Genomic DNA, 15780 nt, shown 5'->3' with positions numbered 1-15780 from the left:
TGCCCCAGATGCAAATTGTTGTGCGATGCTGAGGCCGCAGTCCCTCCGACAACGAATGTCTGTGGTTATGGGTCCTGGCTTTCGCCAGGACGACGTCGACAGTTTGCCACTCCCGCTACCCGGTCCGCACCACCATCTTGCCGAGCGCGGCGCGGGTTTGCATGGTCGTGAACGCCGCACGGAAATCGTCAAACGCGAACACCTTGCCGACAACCGGCGTCAGCCGGCCATCGTTCAGCCACGTCGACAATTGCGTCATCACGCGCGCCTGCGCCTCGGGTTCGCGGCGCGCGATCTGGGCGGCATCGACGCCGATCAGAAGGCCGCCCTTCAGCAGCGGCAGATTGAACGGCAAGGCAGGAATGCTGCCGGCCGCAAAGCCGACCACGACATGGCGGCCGTTCCAGGCGATCGAGCGGAACGCCTGCAGCGAGACCTCGCCGCCGACCGGATCGAAGATCACATCGGGACCCTGGCCGCCGGTCGCATCCTTCAGCGCGTCGCGCCAATCGGCCTTCGTGTAGTCGACGACGGCATCGGCGCCGAAGCTTGCGGCGAAGTTGCGCTTCTCCTCGCTCGAGGCCGCGGCAATGACGCGCGCGCCGAGCAACTTGCCGACCTGGATTGCGGCGACGCCGGTGCCGCCGGCGGCACCGAGCACAAGCAACTGTTCGCCGGCCTTGAGCGCGCCGCGCTCGCCGAGCGCATACAGCGCAGTGAGGTAGTTGGTGCGGAAGGCCGCGGCGGCCTCCATCGACAATCCGTCGGGCATGATCTCGACGGCCTCAGGCGGCACCACGATGTGCTCGGCGAGCGCGCCCGAACGCGCCGCGCCCATCACCCGCATGCCCGGTGCGAATCCGGTGACATCGCTCGCGACCGCATCGACCACGCCGGCGAATTCGGCACCGGGCGTAAAGGGCAGGGCATCCTTGGTCTGGTAGCGGCCCTCGACCTTCAGCCCATCGACGAAGCCGATGCTCGCGGCGTGGACCCGGACGCGGATCTGTCCCGGTCCCGGTTCGGGGGTGGCGATCTCCTTCAGCCCGATCTGATCGATGGGTGCATATTGCTCGACGACGACCGCTTTCATTCTGTCCTGCTCGCTGGTTCGTTTCCTCTGCCGCAAGCTATCTCATGTCCGTTGTTCTACGGGGAGGTCTTTTGCGCATGCGGCGACCGCATTGCATGCGGAAAGCCAGCATCTTCAACGACATCGCGAAAAGGCAGCCGTTTACCCGTTGTTATCCCTACTAAATTCGGTAACGCGTCCTTAATGGCATTAACGTTAGGGTTTTTCCACGCGGCCCGCCTTGGGCTGTGCGCCGTCCAGGACAGGCGGGTTGCGTTCGCGTTGGAGTTTTTCATGGATATCATGACAGGCGCCGGGCTGCTGGCCGGCATCATCGTCATCGCGGTGATGATGTTCATGGGCGGCGACCTGCACATGTTCATTTCCGAACATGCCATGATCATCATCTTCGGCGGTTCGATTGCAGCGACGATGATCCGCTTTCCGCTCGGCGTGATGCTGCATGGCCTGCCGCTCGGCGCCAAGTTTGCCTTCACGATGAGCCGGCTGTCGGCGCGCGACCTCGTCGAGGAGCTCGCTCGCATCGCCGAGATTGCCCGCAAGCAGGGCCCGGTCGGCCTTGAGAAGGTCGAGACCGACGAGCCGTTCCTCGCCAAGGGCATCCGCTACGTCGCCGACGGCTACGACCTCGAATTCATCCGCGACAACATGGAGCGCGACCGCGACAACTTCCTGATGCACCTCGACGAGGGCAGCAAGATCTATCGCGCGATCGGCGACTGCGCGCCGGCCTTCGGCATGATCGGCACGCTGATCGGCATGGTGCAGATGTTCGCCAACATGACCGACCCCTCCAAGCTCGGCCCGTTCATGGCGACCGCGCTGCTCGCGACGCTGTATGGCGCGCTGGTCGCCAACCTGTTCTGTCTGCCGATCGCCGACAAGCTGCACGGCAAGCTGCTCGACGAGGAGACCAACCGCACGCTGATCATCGACGGCATCCTGATGATCCGCGATTCCAAGAGCCCGGCGCTGGTGCGCGAGATGCTGCTGGCCTATCTGCCGGAGAAGCATCGCCACGAGGAAGGCGAGCCGGTTCCGGCCTGATCGGCCGGCGCTTTCGAGAAACGCAGCCGGAAAAACGCGACAATGGCCAAGAAAAAGCGCGGCGACGCCCATACCGGAGGTCACGGCTGGTTCGTGACCTTCGCCGACCTGATGGGCCTGATGATGAGCTTCTTCGTGATGCTCGTCGCGTTCTCGACCATGGACAACAACAAGCTGAAGATCGTCGCCGGCTCGATGCGCGACGCTTTCGGCGTGCAGACCAATGTGCGCTATTCCGGCATCGTCGAGTCCGACGGTCTGCCGACCCGGCCGAAGCTGAAGAATGTCGAGCACATCTCGCCGGAGGATTCCTCGGCCAATCCGACGCCGGACGAAAAGGAGCGCAGCCAGATCAACGGCGCGCGGCTGAAGATCGACCGCGAATTCGCGCTCGCCTCCGCCTCGCTGCGGCAGGCGCTGCAGGACATGCCGGAACTGACCGAGATCTCCAAGAACATCATGTTCGAGGAGACCAAGGAGGGGCTCAACCTCGAGATCGTCGACCAGGACGGCCGCTCGATGTTCGCCGACGGTTCCAGGGAGCCTTATGAGCGCACCCGCCGGCTGATCCAGAAGCTCGCCGCGCCGTTGAAGGCGACGCCGCTGCGGATCGCGATCGTGGGGCATACAGCCGCAGGCTTCGTGCCGGCGCGCAGCGATTACGACGCCTTCGATCTGTCCGCCGACCGCGCCAACGCGGTGCGGCAGATCCTGGAGCGGGAAGGGCTGCCGCCGTCGCACATTTTCGCGGTTTCCGGCAAAGCCGACGGCCAGCCGCTGTTTCCCGACGATCCGACGCTGCCGGCGAACCGTCGCGTGACCATCACGTTGATGCGGGAAAATCCGCCATTGCCGCCGGATCTGAAGCCGTAGCTCCGGGTTACCATGCTACCGCAAGAGTGACCTTGTGCTCGGTTGACAGGTGAGGCGGAAGCGTCGATAGCCGCGCGCATCAAATCAACTGATCGGGCGTTCCAACCTCGCCATGGCTGTCAGCGTCTCAACCACCGAAGCCCAGGAGGGGCGCGGCAAAGGCACCTCCAGCTTCTGGGCCCTGACGCTGGGCAGCATCGGGGTGGTGTTCGGCGATATCGGAACTTCGCCGCTCTACGCATTCCGCGAGGCGGTCGGCGGCGCCGCGCACGGCCAGCCGGTCACGCGCATCATGGTGTTAGGGGTGCTCAGCCTGATCCTGTGGGCGCTGTTCACCGTCGTCACCGCGAAATACGTGCTGCTGCTGCTGCGCGCCGACAACAATGGCGAGGGCGGCACGCTCTCGCTGATGGCGCTCGGCCAGCGCGCGATCGGACGGCGCAGCTGGCCTCTGCTTGCGCTCGGCGTGGTCGGCGCCTCGATGTTCATCGGCGATTCCATGATCACGCCGGCGATCTCGGTGCTGTCGGCGGTCGAAGGCCTCAAGCTCGCGACGCCGCATCTTGAGCACTATGTGGTGCCGCTGACGATCCTGATCCTCGTCGTGCTGTTCTCGGTGCAGCGCACCGGCACTGCGCGCGTCGCCTCCGCGTTCGGGCCGGTCGTGGTGGTGTGGTTTGCCTCGCTCGCGGTGATGGGGCTCGTCCACATCATGGACGATCCGTCGGTGCTGGCGGCGATCAATCCGTACTACGCGATCCAGTTCATGCTGACCCACGGCACCGTCGGTCTGGTGACGCTGGGCGCGGTGTTCCTCGCGGTGACTGGCGGCGAGGCGCTGTACGCCGATCTCGGGCATTTCGGCCGCAAGCCGATCCAGTCCGGCTGGCTGTTCTTCGTGCTGCCCTCGCTGTTGCTGAACTATTTCGGGCAGGGCGCGCTGGTGTTGTCCGATCCCGCTGCGATCGAGAACTCGTTCTATCGGATGGTGCCGGACGTGCTGCTGCTGCCGCTGGTCGGGCTCGCCACTGCGGCGACCGTAATCGCGAGCCAGGCGGTCATCACCGGCGCCTATTCGCTGATCAGCCAGGCGGTGCAGCTTGGCCTGTTGCCGCGCTTCGAGGTCCGCTACACCTCGGAGACCCATGCCGGGCAGATCTATCTGCCGCGTGTCAACCGGTTACTCCTGATCGGCGTGCTGCTGCTGGTGCTGCTGTTCCGCACCTCGAGCGGGCTCGCCTCGGCCTACGGCATCGCCGTCTCCACCACGATGGTCGCCGACGGCATCATGGGCTTCATCGTGATCTGGAAGCTGTGGAACTGGCGCGTGGCGTCGGCCGCCGCGTTGATCCTGCCGTTTGTGATCGTCGACATGACCTTCTTCAGCGCCAATCTGTTGAAGCTGTTCGAGGGCGCCTGGGTGCCGTTGCTGTTCGGCGTCGTGATGGCGACGATGATCTGGACCTGGCGCCGCGGTGCCGCGATCCTGATCGCCAAGACCCGCCGCATCGAGGTGCCGCTGCGCGACCTGATCCACAGCCTGGAGAAGCGGCCGCCGCACATCGTCAAGGGCACCGCGGTGTTCCTGACCAGCGACCCCAGCTTCGTGCCGACCGCGCTGCTGCACAATCTCAAGCACAACAAGGTGCTGCACGAGCACAACGTGATCCTGACCATCGAGACCGCGCCGACGCCGCGCGTCGACCTGTCGGAGCGCGTCAACATGGAGAAGGTCAGCGACAAGTTCACCGCGGTGCGGCTGCGCTTCGGCTACATGGAATCGCCAAACGTGCCGAAGGCGCTGGCGGTCGCGCGCAAGCTCGGCTGGCAGTTCGACATCATGTCGACCTCCTTCTTCGTGTCGCGCCGTTCGCTGAAGCCGTCGGCCCAGTCCGGGATGCCGCAGTGGCAGGACCATCTGTTCATCGCGATGAGCCGGTCCGCCAACGATGCCACCGACTATTTCCAGATCCCGACCGGCCGGGTGGTTGAAGTGGGTACCCAGGTAACTATTTGAGCCAAAAAGCGAATTCCGGCGTTGAAAAGCCGTGATCTATGCGTGTTACGCATAGTGGAGGCCTGAATCCGTGCTAACCTATGCATTCCTGCCGGGAGTATAGGCCTGCAACCCGGCATTGTGCAGTGCGGCAGAAGACAGAGGCGCAACTTCCCATGTCATCCGAGAGTGCGATCACCGCGGCGGAAACGCCCGCGGCAAATGGCCATGGCGAGGCGCATTCGACCGCCACCTTCAAGGCGCTGATGCTCGGCAGCATCGGCGTCGTCTATGGCGACATCGGCACCAGCCCGCTGTACGCGCTGCGCGAAGCCGTCGTGGCGGCGGCCGGCGGCGAGGGCGGTGTGACGGTGCATGCGGTGCTCGGCGTGGTGTCGCTGATCCTGTGGGCGCTGATCGTGGTCGTCACGCTGAAATACGTCGTGATCCTGCTCCGCGCCGACAACAATGGCGAAGGCGGCACGCTGGCGCTGATGGCGCTGGCGCAGCGCGTGGCCACCAAGGGCGCCGGCGCCATAGTGCTGCTCGGCATCATCAGTGGCGCGCTGTTCTATGGCGATGCCGTGATCACGCCGGCGCTCTCGGTGCTGTCGGCGATCGAAGGCATCAAGCTCGTCACCTCGACATTCGATCCCTATGTCGTCCCGCTTACGGTGGTGATCCTGGTCGTCTTGTTCGCGGTGCAGTCGCGCGGCACCGCGCGAGTCGCGGCCTTCTTCGGCCCGGTAATGTGCGTCTGGTTCGCCGTGATCGCGATCGCGGCGCTGCCCCAGATCGTGCGGCATCCCGAGGTGCTCTACGCTCTCAATCCGATCCTTGCAGTGTCGTTCATGCTGCATCATGGCGTGATCGGCTTCATCACGCTCGGCGCAGTGTTCCTCGCCGTGACCGGCGCGGAGGCGCTCTATGCCGACCTCGGCCATTTCGGCAAACGCCCGATCCAGACCGCGTGGCTGTTCATCGTGCTGCCGTCGCTGGCACTGAACTATCTCGGGCAGGGCGCGCTCTTGATCGGTAATCCCCAGGGCATCGAAAACCCGTTCTTCCTGATGTTCCCGGACTGGGCGCTGATCCCGATGGTCGCGCTGGCGACCCTGGCGACCGTGATCGCGAGCCAGGCCGTCATCACCGGCGCCTATTCGCTGACGCGCCAGGCGATCCAGCTCGGCCTGCTGCCGCGGTTCGAGATCCGCCACACCTCGGAAGCCCATTCCGGCCAGATCTACATGCCGCGCATCAACCGCTTCCTGTTCATCGCGGTCATCGTGCTGGTGCTGATGTTCCGCTCCTCCAGCGCACTGGCGTCGGCCTACGGCATCTCGGTGACCGGCACCATGGTGGTGACGGCGATGATGGGCTTTGTGGTGATCTGGCGGGTCTGGAGATGGTCGCCGGTTGCTGCCGCCGCGCTGGTTGCGCCGTTCCTGTTCCTCGACATCACGTTCCTGGCCGCCAATCTGCTCAAGGTGTTCGAGGGCGGCTGGGTGCCGCTGGCGCTCGGCGGCGCCATGATCGTGGTGATGTACACCTGGCGGCGCGGCAGCCGGCTGCTGTTCGAGAAGTCGCGCAAGCTGGAATTCCCGCTCGCCGATCTCGTCGCGATGCTGGAGAAGCGGCCGCCGCAGCGCGTCTCCGGCACCGCGGTGTTCCTGACCAGCGATCCCGTCAGCGCGCCGACCGCGCTGATGCACAGCCTCAAGCACTACAAGGTGCTGCACGAGAAGAACGTCATCCTCACCATCGAGACCGCACCGACGCCGCGCATCGATCCGTCCGAGCGGGTGCGGATGGAGCAGCTGACCGAGACCTTCTCCAAGGTGACGCTGAAGTTCGGCTTCATGGAACAGCCGAACGTGCCGAAGACGCTGGCGATCGCCCGCAAGCTCGGCTGGCAGTTCGACATCATGTCGACCTCGTTCTTCCTGTCCCGCCGCGCGCTGAAGCCGGCGGCGCATTCGGGCATGCCGAGCTGGCAGGACCATCTGTTCATCGCGCTCAGCCGCTCCTCGAACGATGCCACCGACTATTTCCAGATCCCGACCGGGCGGGTCGTCGAGGTCGGCACGCAGGTCACCATTTAGGATCCTCGATCCCGCGTTTCGGCGCGGCATCTAACCCGTTTCGGACGCTTGATTTTCTCAGCGTGAGAGGCGACTTTGCGGCCCGGACCGGCGGGCCGCGCGAGCTCGCCAATCGAATAATCGGGAGGATATTTCCGTGGCGGACCACAAGGTGGAAGATTTGTTTCCGGACGAGGTGTCGAAGGGCATAGCGGAAGGCCGCTATCTCCTGGTCGACGTCCGCGAGCCCAACGAGGTTGCCGTCGAGGCCTATCCCGACGGCGTCGTGGTGCCGCTGTCGACGTTCGATCCGGCGGCGATTCCCGATCCGAAAGGCAAGCAGGTGGTGTTCGCCTGCCGCTCCGGCAAGCGCTCGGTGACAGCCTCGCTGGCCGCCCAGGCCGCGGGCCTGCCCTATGACAAGCATCTTGCAGGCGGCATCATCGGCTGGAAGGCGGCAGGATTGCCGACCAAGACGGGCGGCTGATCCCTGACATGACCTCCATGAACAAGGTCTTCGCGGACCTTCCTGTCACCATCTTCGAGGCGATGTCGCAGGCTGCGCGCGACAACAACGCCATCAATCTCGGCCAGGGCTTTCCCGACGATCCCGGACCGGAGGATATCCGCCGCGCCGCCGCGGATGCGTCCATCAACGGCTACAACCAGTATCCGTCGATGATGGGCATTCCGGAACTGCGTCAGGCGATCGCATCGCATTACGGCCACTGGCACGGGCTCAAGCTCGATCCGATGACCGAGGTGATGGTCACCTCAGGGGGCACCGAGGCGCTGACCTCCTCGATCCTCTCCGTGGTCGAGCCCGGCGACGAGGTGGTGTGCTTCCAGCCGGTCTATGATTCCTATCTGCCGATCATCCGCCAGGCCGGCGGCATTCCGCGGCTGTTGCGGCTCGAGCCGCCGGAGTGGCGGCTGAACGAGGAGATGCTGCGCAGCGTCTTCAACCACAAGACCAAGGCGGTGCTGTTCAACAATCCGCTCAACCCGGCGGCGGTGGTCTATCCGCGCGAGGACCTCGAACTGCTGGCGCGGTTCTGCCAGGAGTTCGACGTGGTCGCGATCTGCGACGAGGTCTGGGAGCACGTCGTGTTCGACGGCCGCGAGCACATCCCGCTGATCACGATCCCCGGCATGCGCGACCGCACCATCAAGGTCGGCAGCGCCGGCAAGATCTTCTCGCTGACCGGATGGAAGATCGGCTTCGTCTGCGCCGCGCCGCCGCTGCTGCGCGTCGCCGCGAAGGTGCACCAGTTCCTCACATTCACGACCGCGCCCAATCTGCAGGCCGCGGTGGCGTATGGCCTCGGCAAGCCGGACGACTATTTCTTCGACATGCGCAAGGACATGGCGCGGAGCCGCGACCGTCTGACCAAGGGATTGGAGAGCATCGGCTTTCCGGTGCTGAAGTCGCAGGGGACCTACTTCCTAACCGTCGATCTGTCGCCGCTCGGCCTCAACGAGACCGATGCGGAGTTCTGCTGGCGAATTGTGCAGGACTACAAAGTCGCGGCTATTCCAGTGTCTGCGTTTTACGAGCAGGATGCGGTGACGTCGGTGGTGCGGTTCTGTTTCGCCAAGAAGGACTCGACGCTTGACACCGCGCTTGAGCGGTTGTCCGACGCCGTCCATCGTCGCAAGAGGTAGACCAGAATGCAGAAGCAGAGCCGTCGTCTCGTCAGCCTCGTCGGTACGATCGCCACGGTTCTGTTGTTCGCCGCGTCCGCCAGCGCGGAGGAGCGTACGGTCAACTTCTACAATTGGTCGAACTACATGGCGCCGGGAGTCCTCGAGGACTTCACCAAGGAAACCGGCATCAAGGTCGTCTACGACACGTTCGACGCCAACGAGACGCTGGAGACGCGGCTGCTCGCGGGCAAGTCGGGCTACGACGTCGTGGTGCCGACCGGCTACTTCCTGCAGCGCCAGATCACCGCGAAGGTGTTCCTCAAGCTCGACAAGTCGAAGCTGCCGAACCTTGCCAATGCATGGCCCGTCGTGACGGGTCAGCTCGCGACTTACGATCCCGGCAATACCTACGGCGCCAACTACATGTGGGGCACCACCGGCATCGGCTACAATGTGAAGATGGCGGAGAAGATCCTCGGGCCTGACGCGAAGATCGACAGCTGGGACATGGTGTTCAAGCCGGAGAACCTCGCCAAATTCAAGGATTGCGGTATCCACATGCTGGACTCCGCCGACGACATCTTGCCGGCGGCGCTGAGCTATCTCGGTCTCGATCCGAACTCGACCAAGCAGGCGGACCTCGAGAAGGCCGCCGATCTCGTCATCAAGATCCGGCCCTACGTGCGCAAATTCCATTCGTCCGAATATCTCAGCGCGCTGGCCTCGGGCGAGATCTGCTTCGTGGTCGGATGGTCCGGCGACATTATGCAGGCGCGCAGCCGGGCGGCGGAGGCAAAAACCGGTGTCGAGATCGGCTACACGATCCCGAAGGAGGGCGCGCAGATGTTCTTCGACAATCTCGCGATCCCCGCCGATGCCAAGAACGTCACGGAGGCCTATGAGCTGATCAACTACCTCTACCGTCCCGAGGTCGCGGCGAAGAATTCGAACTTCCTGTCCTACGCCAACGGCAATCTGGCGAGCCAGAAGCTGATCGATCCGAAGATCTTCAACGACAAGAACATCTATCCCGACGAGGCGATGCAGAAGAAGCTGTTCGTCATCACGGCGCGCGATCCTGCGACGCAGCGGATCATCAACCGCCTGTGGACGCGGGTGAAGACCGGGAAATGACGCGAAGCGTCATTCCGGGATGGTCCGAAGGACCAGACCTCAGATGCACAATTGTGCATCGGGGAATCTCGAGATTCTCGGTGCGCAATTGCGCACCTGAGGGTTCGATGCTTCGCATCGCCCCGGAATGACAGTCCCGGCCTACCGCCAGCGCCGGTGCAGCCAGAGCCACTGATCCGGATACTCGCGGACCCAGCCCTCCACGATGTCGGTGATCGCCTGCATCGTGCCCTGGATGTCGATCTGGCCGGATGCGTCGAACACCGGTTTCACTTCCTCGGTGACCTCGCCGCGGAAGCGGCCGTCGGGCAGGCGGATGATCCGCGTGCCGTGGATCGGACAATCGATCTGCCGGCGCAGCCGCGCCAGCAGCGGGTTCGCGGTCGTCTTGCGGCCGAAGAAAGTGACGGGAACACCGTTGGTCAAATACTGGTCGACCAGCATCGCGACGTGCTGGCCGTTCTTCAGCGCTTGCGCCAGCTTGAGCGGCGCATCGCGGCCGGCCGGAACCAGCGTGCCCAAATTGACGGCCCGGATGCGCTCGATGGCGCGATCGGCAGCCTCGATGTTCGGCCGCCGGAACAGGATGGTCGCGTCGAGCCCATGCGCCGCCGCGGCAATTGGCGAGAGCTCCCAGTTGCCGAGATGCGCAGCGAAGAACAGCGCCGGCTTGCCGTCGTCGCGTAACTGGTCGAACAGCTGCTTGCTGCGCGCCGAGAATTCGACGCGGCCCGGTCTGTCGGGATTCTGGGGATCATGGTCCCAGATGCGGTCGATATGCGCGAATTCGGCGCCGATGCGTCCAAGATTGTGCCAGACCCCGGTCAGGATCGTCTCGATCTCCTCCGGTGACTTTTCCGGAAAGGCCGCCTTGAGGTTCTCGCGGCCGATGCGATCTTCACGCAGCCGGCGGCCGATGAAATGCGCGGCGTGGCCGAAGAATCGTGCGGTCTTCTCCGGATCGAAATAGCGCGTGGTGCGCAGGAGGCCGGTGGTCAACGCGCCGATGGCGACGTTGGCCACGGGCTTGGCAGCGTCACGCAGCTGCGCCCTGGTGCGGAGGATCAGGCGTTTCATCGAGGCGAGGGCGTTAAGCCGGCTCGCGCGTCAGGATCAGCGAAGCGTTCTGTCCGCCAAATCCGAACGAGTTCGACATGACGGCGGTCACCTTGGCGTCGCGCGCCTTGTTGCCGACCACGTCGAACGGGATCGCGGGATCGGGCACCTCGTAGTTGATCGTCGGCGGGATCCGCTGATGCTCGAGCGTGAGCAGCGAGAAGATCGCCTCGACTGCGCCGGCGGCCGAGATGGTGTGGCCGACCATCGATTTGTTCGACGACACCGGGATGTTTTTGGTGTGTTCGCCGAACACTGCCGAGGTGGCAAGATATTCCATCTTGTCGTTTTCCGGCGTCGAGGTGCCGTGCGCGTTGATGTGGTCGATCTGCTCGGGCTCCATCCCGGCATCCGCGAGCGTCTTGCGCACGCAGCCGATCGCCGGCTTGCCGTCGGGGGCAGAGCGGGTGCGATGGAAGGAGTCGGTGAGCTCGCCGCAGCCGGCGACTACGCCCAGGATGCGCGCGCCGCGCGCCATCGCGGCCTCGTAGCTCTCCAGCACCAGCGCGCCGGCGCCTTCGGCCATCACGAAGCCGTCGCGGTTCTTCGAGAACGGCTTTGAGGCGCCCTGGGGCGGATCGTTCTGGGTCGAGAGAGCCGAGAGCAGCGAGAAGCGCACCATGGCTTCGGGATTGACCGAGCCGTCGGTCGCGACGCACAGCGTTGCATCGGTTTCGCCGCGGCGGATCGCCTCGACGCCGAGCTGGATCGCGGTCGCGCCGGATGCGCAAGCCGTCGAGAGCGAGATCGGCGACCCCTTGGTGCCGAAAGTCTCGGCGAGGTGGAGCGCGACCGAACCGAAGGTGAAGCGCCGGTGGAAGTGCGCAAACTTGCCGCCGCTGCAGGTCGCCAGATAGTCGATGATGCCAAAGTCCTTGGTCGGAACCTCGCGCGCGATTTCGAGCCGCTGCGGCCACTCGGTCTCGATCGGCGCGACCGCGAGAAACAGCGGACCGGGGAAGTCGCCCTTGCTGCCGATGCCGGACTGCTCCAGCGCCTCTTCAGTCGCGATCTCGGCGAGACGCTGCGACAGGCTGGTCGAGGAGAACGGATCGACGGTGACGAAATCGACGGCGCCGGCCATCGTCGTCTTCAGACTGTCGAGCGGGAAGCGCGTCACGGTCTTGATGCCAGACTCGCCCGCGGAGAGGCGCTTCCAATTGTCGGTCTTGCCGCCGCCGAGCGACGTCACGATTCCCATGCCGGTCACGACGACGATCGGTCGGCCGAATTTATCGCGTGGTGCTGTCATGGTGTCCCCGTCGGTGCTTGCGCCGAATTACTTGACGGCCTCGACCAATGCCATGCCTTCGCCCTGCCAGTGGCCGACCCCCAACACGACAATCTGGGTTGGCGCTGCGGTCTTTTCAACCTCCAGCCCGGTCGGGTCGTTGGCCGGATAGAGCGCGCCGCGGGAAATCGACAGCGCGGCCAGCGCGAGCCCGAGCGGGAACTGGGCCTCCATGGTGTGCCCAAAGGTCGTGCCGGTGGCGCGCACGGCAAGGCCGGGATGCTGGCCGAGGAATTCGCGCTCTTCGGCAGTCGCAGGCTCGGCGCCGGTCGCGCCCGTGATCAACACGGCGTTGTCGTTGCTGACCCCGAGCTGCGGCCACATCGTCTGCAGCGACTTCGTCACAGCGCCGGGTTGCTTGCGCTTGGCAAGATCGGCGACCACCTTGGTCAGCCTGGCGTACGGCTTGGCACCGCGCGCCTCGGCGTGCTCGCGCGATTCCATCACCAGGAAGGCGCCGGCTGAGCCGATCGCAAAGCCCGGGTGGTTCCTCCGGGCCCAGACCGGCGCGTATTGATCCTTGAGGGCGAAGTCGCCGAACGAATAAAGCATCAAGAGGTCGCCGCGATCGCCGTTGTGCGCCGCGCCGACCAGCGCGATGTCGCTCTGTCCGGCGCCGATGCGTGCGACCGCGATCCGCGCGGCGTCGATGCTCGAGGCTTCCTCGCCCATGAAGGTGCGCGACGTCCCGCACACGCCGTGAACGATCGCGATGTTGCCGGCGAGCAGGTTGGAGAGCTGCGCCAGGAACAGCGTCGGGCGCAGCTCGTTCATCAGTTTCTCGTTGAGCAAAGCGGGCGGCAGCTTGCCCTGCGCATCGGCGTTCATGATCGCGAGGTCGACATTGAGGTCACGCTCGCCGCCACCGGCAGCGATGATCATGTCCATCCGCGACAGGATTTCCTGATTGCCTTTGACGCCAGCGGAATCAAGCGCCAGCCCGGCGGCATAGGTGCCGATGCGCTGCCACGTCTCCATCTGACGCTGATCGCCCTTCTTCGGGATCTGGGCGTCGAAGCTCACTGGCGCGATCGGATGGATCACGTATGGCGCGAGGCGCTTGTCGTCGGCATTGACGCGCTTTTCACCGAGCGCCTGCCAATGCGCATCCAGCCCCTCGCCAAGCGAGGAGAGCAGACCGACGCCGGTGATCCAGACTTCCTTCTCAGCCATTACTCATTGCCTGCTGCGGAAACCCGATCTTGGTGGCCATCGCATCCATGTGCACGCGCAAGTCCGGGCTGGGGAAGGGGATATGACGGAAGGTCAGCTCGGCATTGCATTTGAGCTCCTTGCCGACGCGGACCTTCGCCGAGGTCACGGTGAAGCCTGAACCTTCATGCTCGATCTTGGCTTCGATCGTCAGTGTCGAGCCGGGGCTGACGAACCCACGCATCTTGGCTTCCTTGACCATGGCGAGGAAAGGCATGCGCTCGAACTTTGTCAGACCGAGGATCAGCCAGCCCGAGCTCTGCGCCATCGCTTCGGTGAGCAGCACGCCGGGCATGATCGGGTAGCCCGGGAAATGTCCGGTGAACACCGAATGGCTGTCCGGCGGGACATCCGCCTCGACAACAATGGTCCTTGCGTCGAGGTTGAGGTCGACGATCCGATCGATCAGCTGAAAAGTTTCAAGCTGCATGACGAGCGATTACGAGGCCGAGCCCGCGCCCGCGTTCTTGGCCGCGACCAGCTCGTCGATGCGGTCGGCGAGATTCTGCAACACGAAGTACTGCTCCGTCGTGGCCTTGCCGTCGTTGACCTCCTGGGTCCACTTCTCGAGCGGCATCTTGATCCCGAAGGCCTTGTCGATGGCAAAGGCGATGTCCAGGAAGTCGAGGCTGTCGATCCCCAGATCGTCGATCGCGTGGCTCTCCGGCTTGATCGTATCGCGCGGGATGTCGCAGGTCTCCGCGATAATGTTGGCGATCTGCTCGAATGTGGAGGACATCATTAAGCCTTTGATATATTGAAGGTAATTCCGGGTCGGCTCGGAGGAGGTGGGCGCGTTGCCCCGGAATGCCCTATTGCTGCTGCCGGGAGTCGTGTGCCCGTATATCGGAGCAGGGCCGTTAGTTCAATGGAGCTTGGCCGGCCTCGCAAGGACGGTTTTTGGGCACGGTTCCGGCCAGCCTAGGTGTGCGGCATCACCGTAATCTTCGCGCAATCCCGGCGGCCCATCAGCACGCAATCCTGGGTCTTGCGCAAATCGGCGATGCTCATGGCAAGCCAGATGCCGATCGCAGTGAGCGCCACGGTGAAGGCAAAGGCGGCGATGTTGGCGAGCATGCGCTGGCGGAAGTCATCCGGCTCCTCGCGCGGCTTCTCGTAGCGGGAGAGGTCGTTGGCGACGGAAACGCGAGCGACGGAAGCCGGGCGGGTCGATCGGATCGGGTCCTCGCGCTTGCCGGGCGGCTGCGCCGAGGTACGCGGCCGGAATTTGAGCACCACGTGCTCGTCATCCGAGGAAATTGGCCGCTGCGTCTTCACTGTTGTCAGTCCGGTCGCGTCGCCACTCTTGTTTAGCATGTTCGGTGCGTTTCACACCTAAAATCTTGATACCCGCAGAGGTGGTATTCATGCTTCGATCGTCTCGTGGAACCGGCTGTAGTCGATCTTGAGACGGCCATCGTCGGTCGCGCAGGATTTCGGCATAGCGATGTCCGAAACGGATGTCGGAATGTTCGTAGGATTTTCGCGCGTGCACAGTTTGCGCTGCAACGTCGTCATAGCCCGATACGATGAGGCCGAGCCCGGCATTGATGGCTTCCAGGTCTTCCGCATTGAGGCCGTGCAGCGGGCTGTCCTTGTCGATCACATGAAACAGGGTCCAGCTCAGTGCCAATGCCGGGCTTTCGCTGCGTGCGAGCGGCAGCTCGAAGAACCGGCGATAGGCCATGCCTTCCTTGCTGAGGTCGTTCTTGAACAGCCACAGTCGCGCGGTCGCGTTGGCGATGATGTTGTGTCGCTCGTTGGCAAGGCGGATCATCAGCGTCCGTTCGCCCTCATGGTCCGAGATCACCGGGTTGTCGGCGAACAGCAGGCGCGCGCTCGGCCGCGAGAAATGGGCGAAGATCAGTCCGGTCATCAGCGACATCGAGAAGATGCCGGTGAAGAACTCGATGGCGGCGATGAAGTGCCCGTAATGGGTCTGCGGGTGCATGTCGCCGTAGCCGGCGGTCGAGAGTGTTTCGATGCTGAAATAGAGGAAGTCGATGTATTGGCCGTCAGGCACGTTGGCGATCGGGTGATCGCCGAGCCAGTAGAGCAGCGCGAAGACGCCGTTGAAGGTCATGAACACCAATGCTGCACCGCCGATAAAGGCCGGCCACGATGCCGTCATGCAGCGGTGGCTGATGTCCGCCCAGAAACTGAGCTCCAACCCCTCGGTCACGACCTCGCGGTAGCCGAGGCGGACCGTGCGCGCCTTCACGCGTTCGCTTGCTCTCAAAGTCATTCCGCCGAACCGGCTCTTCCGTCTGCCTGAGACATCATGTCATAA

At 64.1% G+C, this 15780-nt stretch carries 15 protein-coding genes; 7 read left to right on the top strand and 8 right to left on the bottom strand.

All coding sequences use genetic code 11. From position 1 onward, the window contains the following. Positions 1-115: 115 nt before the first annotated feature. Positions 116-1093 (bottom strand): NADPH:quinone oxidoreductase family protein, encoded by a 978-nt coding sequence (locus QDT69_RS25320; RefSeq protein ID WP_279709185.1) that lies wholly within the window; start codon positions 1091-1093, stop codon positions 116-118. Positions 1094-1366: 273 nt separating this feature from the next. Here QDT69_RS25320 and QDT69_RS25315 point away from each other — a divergent pair, with 273 nt between their 5' ends. The 7 genes from QDT69_RS25315 to QDT69_RS25285 all read left to right on the top strand — a co-directional run bounded on the left by QDT69_RS25315 (position 1367) and on the right by QDT69_RS25285 (position 9871). After that, positions 1367-2140 (top strand): MotA/TolQ/ExbB proton channel family protein, encoded by a 774-nt coding sequence (locus QDT69_RS25315; protein ID WP_050418782.1) that lies wholly within the window; start codon positions 1367-1369, stop codon positions 2138-2140. 42 nt (positions 2141-2182) lie between these two features. Continuing rightward, positions 2183-3013 (top strand): flagellar motor protein MotB, encoded by an 831-nt coding sequence (locus QDT69_RS25310; RefSeq protein ID WP_279709184.1) that lies wholly within the window; start codon positions 2183-2185, stop codon positions 3011-3013. A gap of 112 nt (positions 3014-3125) precedes the next feature. Continuing rightward, positions 3126-5030 (top strand): potassium transporter Kup, encoded by a 1905-nt coding sequence (locus tag QDT69_RS25305; protein WP_279709183.1) that lies wholly within the window; start codon positions 3126-3128, stop codon positions 5028-5030. 155 nt (positions 5031-5185) lie between these two features. Continuing rightward, entirely contained in the window at positions 5186-7111 is a 1926-nt protein-coding gene (locus tag QDT69_RS25300; RefSeq protein WP_279709182.1) for a potassium transporter Kup, read from the top strand. A gap of 136 nt (positions 7112-7247) precedes the next feature. Next, a complete protein-coding gene (locus QDT69_RS25295; protein ID WP_212022502.1) occupies positions 7248-7577 on the top strand; it encodes a rhodanese-like domain-containing protein in 330 nt (109 codons plus the stop codon). A gap of 8 nt (positions 7578-7585) precedes the next feature. Further along, the gene (locus tag QDT69_RS25290) at positions 7586-8755 is read left to right on the top strand and encodes an aminotransferase (protein ID WP_167528890.1); all 1170 of its coding nucleotides are present in this window, start codon (positions 7586-7588) and stop codon (positions 8753-8755) included. 6 nt (positions 8756-8761) lie between these two features. After that, a complete protein-coding gene (locus tag QDT69_RS25285) occupies positions 8762-9871 on the top strand; it encodes a polyamine ABC transporter substrate-binding protein (RefSeq protein ID WP_279709181.1) in 1110 nt (369 codons plus the stop codon). 141 nt (positions 9872-10012) lie between these two features. Here the strand turns inward: QDT69_RS25285 and QDT69_RS25280 are convergent, their stop codons facing one another. The 7 genes from QDT69_RS25280 to QDT69_RS25250 form a co-directional block, all read right to left on the bottom strand. After that, entirely contained in the window at positions 10013-10948 is a 936-nt protein-coding gene (locus tag QDT69_RS25280; RefSeq protein ID WP_279709180.1) for a lipid A biosynthesis lauroyl acyltransferase, read from the bottom strand. Positions 10949-10961: 13 nt separating this feature from the next. Further along, on the bottom strand, positions 10962-12239 hold the full coding sequence (locus tag QDT69_RS25275) for a beta-ketoacyl-ACP synthase (RefSeq protein WP_279709179.1): 1278 nt from the start codon (positions 12237-12239) through the stop codon (positions 10962-10964). A 27-nt stretch (positions 12240-12266) separates the two neighbouring features. Further along, positions 12267-13451: a beta-ketoacyl-ACP synthase gene (locus QDT69_RS25270; RefSeq protein WP_279709178.1), complete on the bottom strand. Its 1185-nt coding sequence runs from the start codon at positions 13449-13451 to the stop codon at positions 12267-12269. Continuing rightward, positions 13444-13920: a beta-hydroxyacyl-ACP dehydratase gene (locus QDT69_RS25265; protein WP_279709177.1), complete on the bottom strand. Its 477-nt coding sequence runs from the start codon at positions 13918-13920 to the stop codon at positions 13444-13446. The genes QDT69_RS25270 and QDT69_RS25265 overlap by 8 nt, the downstream gene beginning before the upstream one ends. A 9-nt stretch (positions 13921-13929) precedes the next feature. Next, complete coding sequence (locus tag QDT69_RS25260) at positions 13930-14229, bottom strand: acyl carrier protein (protein WP_050419055.1); 300 nt, start codon at positions 14227-14229, stop codon at positions 13930-13932. 182 nt (positions 14230-14411) lie between these two features. Next, positions 14412-14768 (bottom strand): hypothetical protein, encoded by a 357-nt coding sequence (locus tag QDT69_RS25255; protein ID WP_279709176.1) that lies wholly within the window; start codon positions 14766-14768, stop codon positions 14412-14414. Further along, positions 14737-15735 (bottom strand): ion channel, encoded by a 999-nt coding sequence (locus QDT69_RS25250; RefSeq protein ID WP_279709175.1) that lies wholly within the window; start codon positions 15733-15735, stop codon positions 14737-14739. The genes QDT69_RS25255 and QDT69_RS25250 overlap by 32 nt, the downstream gene beginning before the upstream one ends. Between the last annotated feature and the right edge of the window lie 45 nt (positions 15736-15780).

Source organism: Bradyrhizobium sp. CER78, assembly GCF_029846235.1.
GTDB lineage: Bacteria > Pseudomonadota > Alphaproteobacteria > Rhizobiales > Xanthobacteraceae > Bradyrhizobium.
Note: the sequence above shows the minus strand (reverse complement) of the source record. Positions and strands in the feature narration are given on the sequence as shown.

Coding starts and splice junctions, on each gene's coding strand:
- QDT69_RS25320 (WP_279709185.1), bottom strand. CDS start 1,093: ATGAAAGCGGTCGTCGTCGAGCAATATGCACCCATCGATCAGATCGGG.
- QDT69_RS25315 (WP_050418782.1), top strand. CDS start 1,367: ATGGATATCATGACAGGCGCCGGGCTGCTGGCCGGCATCATCGTCATC.
- QDT69_RS25310 (WP_279709184.1), top strand. CDS start 2,183: ATGGCCAAGAAAAAGCGCGGCGACGCCCATACCGGAGGTCACGGCTGG.
- QDT69_RS25305 (WP_279709183.1), top strand. CDS start 3,126: ATGGCTGTCAGCGTCTCAACCACCGAAGCCCAGGAGGGGCGCGGCAAA.
- QDT69_RS25300 (WP_279709182.1), top strand. CDS start 5,186: ATGTCATCCGAGAGTGCGATCACCGCGGCGGAAACGCCCGCGGCAAAT.
- QDT69_RS25290 (WP_167528890.1), top strand. CDS start 7,586: ATGACCTCCATGAACAAGGTCTTCGCGGACCTTCCTGTCACCATCTTC.
- QDT69_RS25285 (WP_279709181.1), top strand. CDS start 8,762: ATGCAGAAGCAGAGCCGTCGTCTCGTCAGCCTCGTCGGTACGATCGCC.
- QDT69_RS25280 (WP_279709180.1), bottom strand. CDS start 10,948: ATGAAACGCCTGATCCTCCGCACCAGGGCGCAGCTGCGTGACGCTGCC.
- QDT69_RS25275 (WP_279709179.1), bottom strand. CDS start 12,239: ATGACAGCACCACGCGATAAATTCGGCCGACCGATCGTCGTCGTGACC.
- QDT69_RS25270 (WP_279709178.1), bottom strand. CDS start 13,451: ATGGCTGAGAAGGAAGTCTGGATCACCGGCGTCGGTCTGCTCTCCTCG.
- QDT69_RS25265 (WP_279709177.1), bottom strand. CDS start 13,920: ATGCAGCTTGAAACTTTTCAGCTGATCGATCGGATCGTCGACCTCAAC.
- QDT69_RS25260 (WP_050419055.1), bottom strand. CDS start 14,229: ATGTCCTCCACATTCGAGCAGATCGCCAACATTATCGCGGAGACCTGC.
- QDT69_RS25250 (WP_279709175.1), bottom strand. CDS start 15,735: ATGACTTTGAGAGCAAGCGAACGCGTGAAGGCGCGCACGGTCCGCCTC.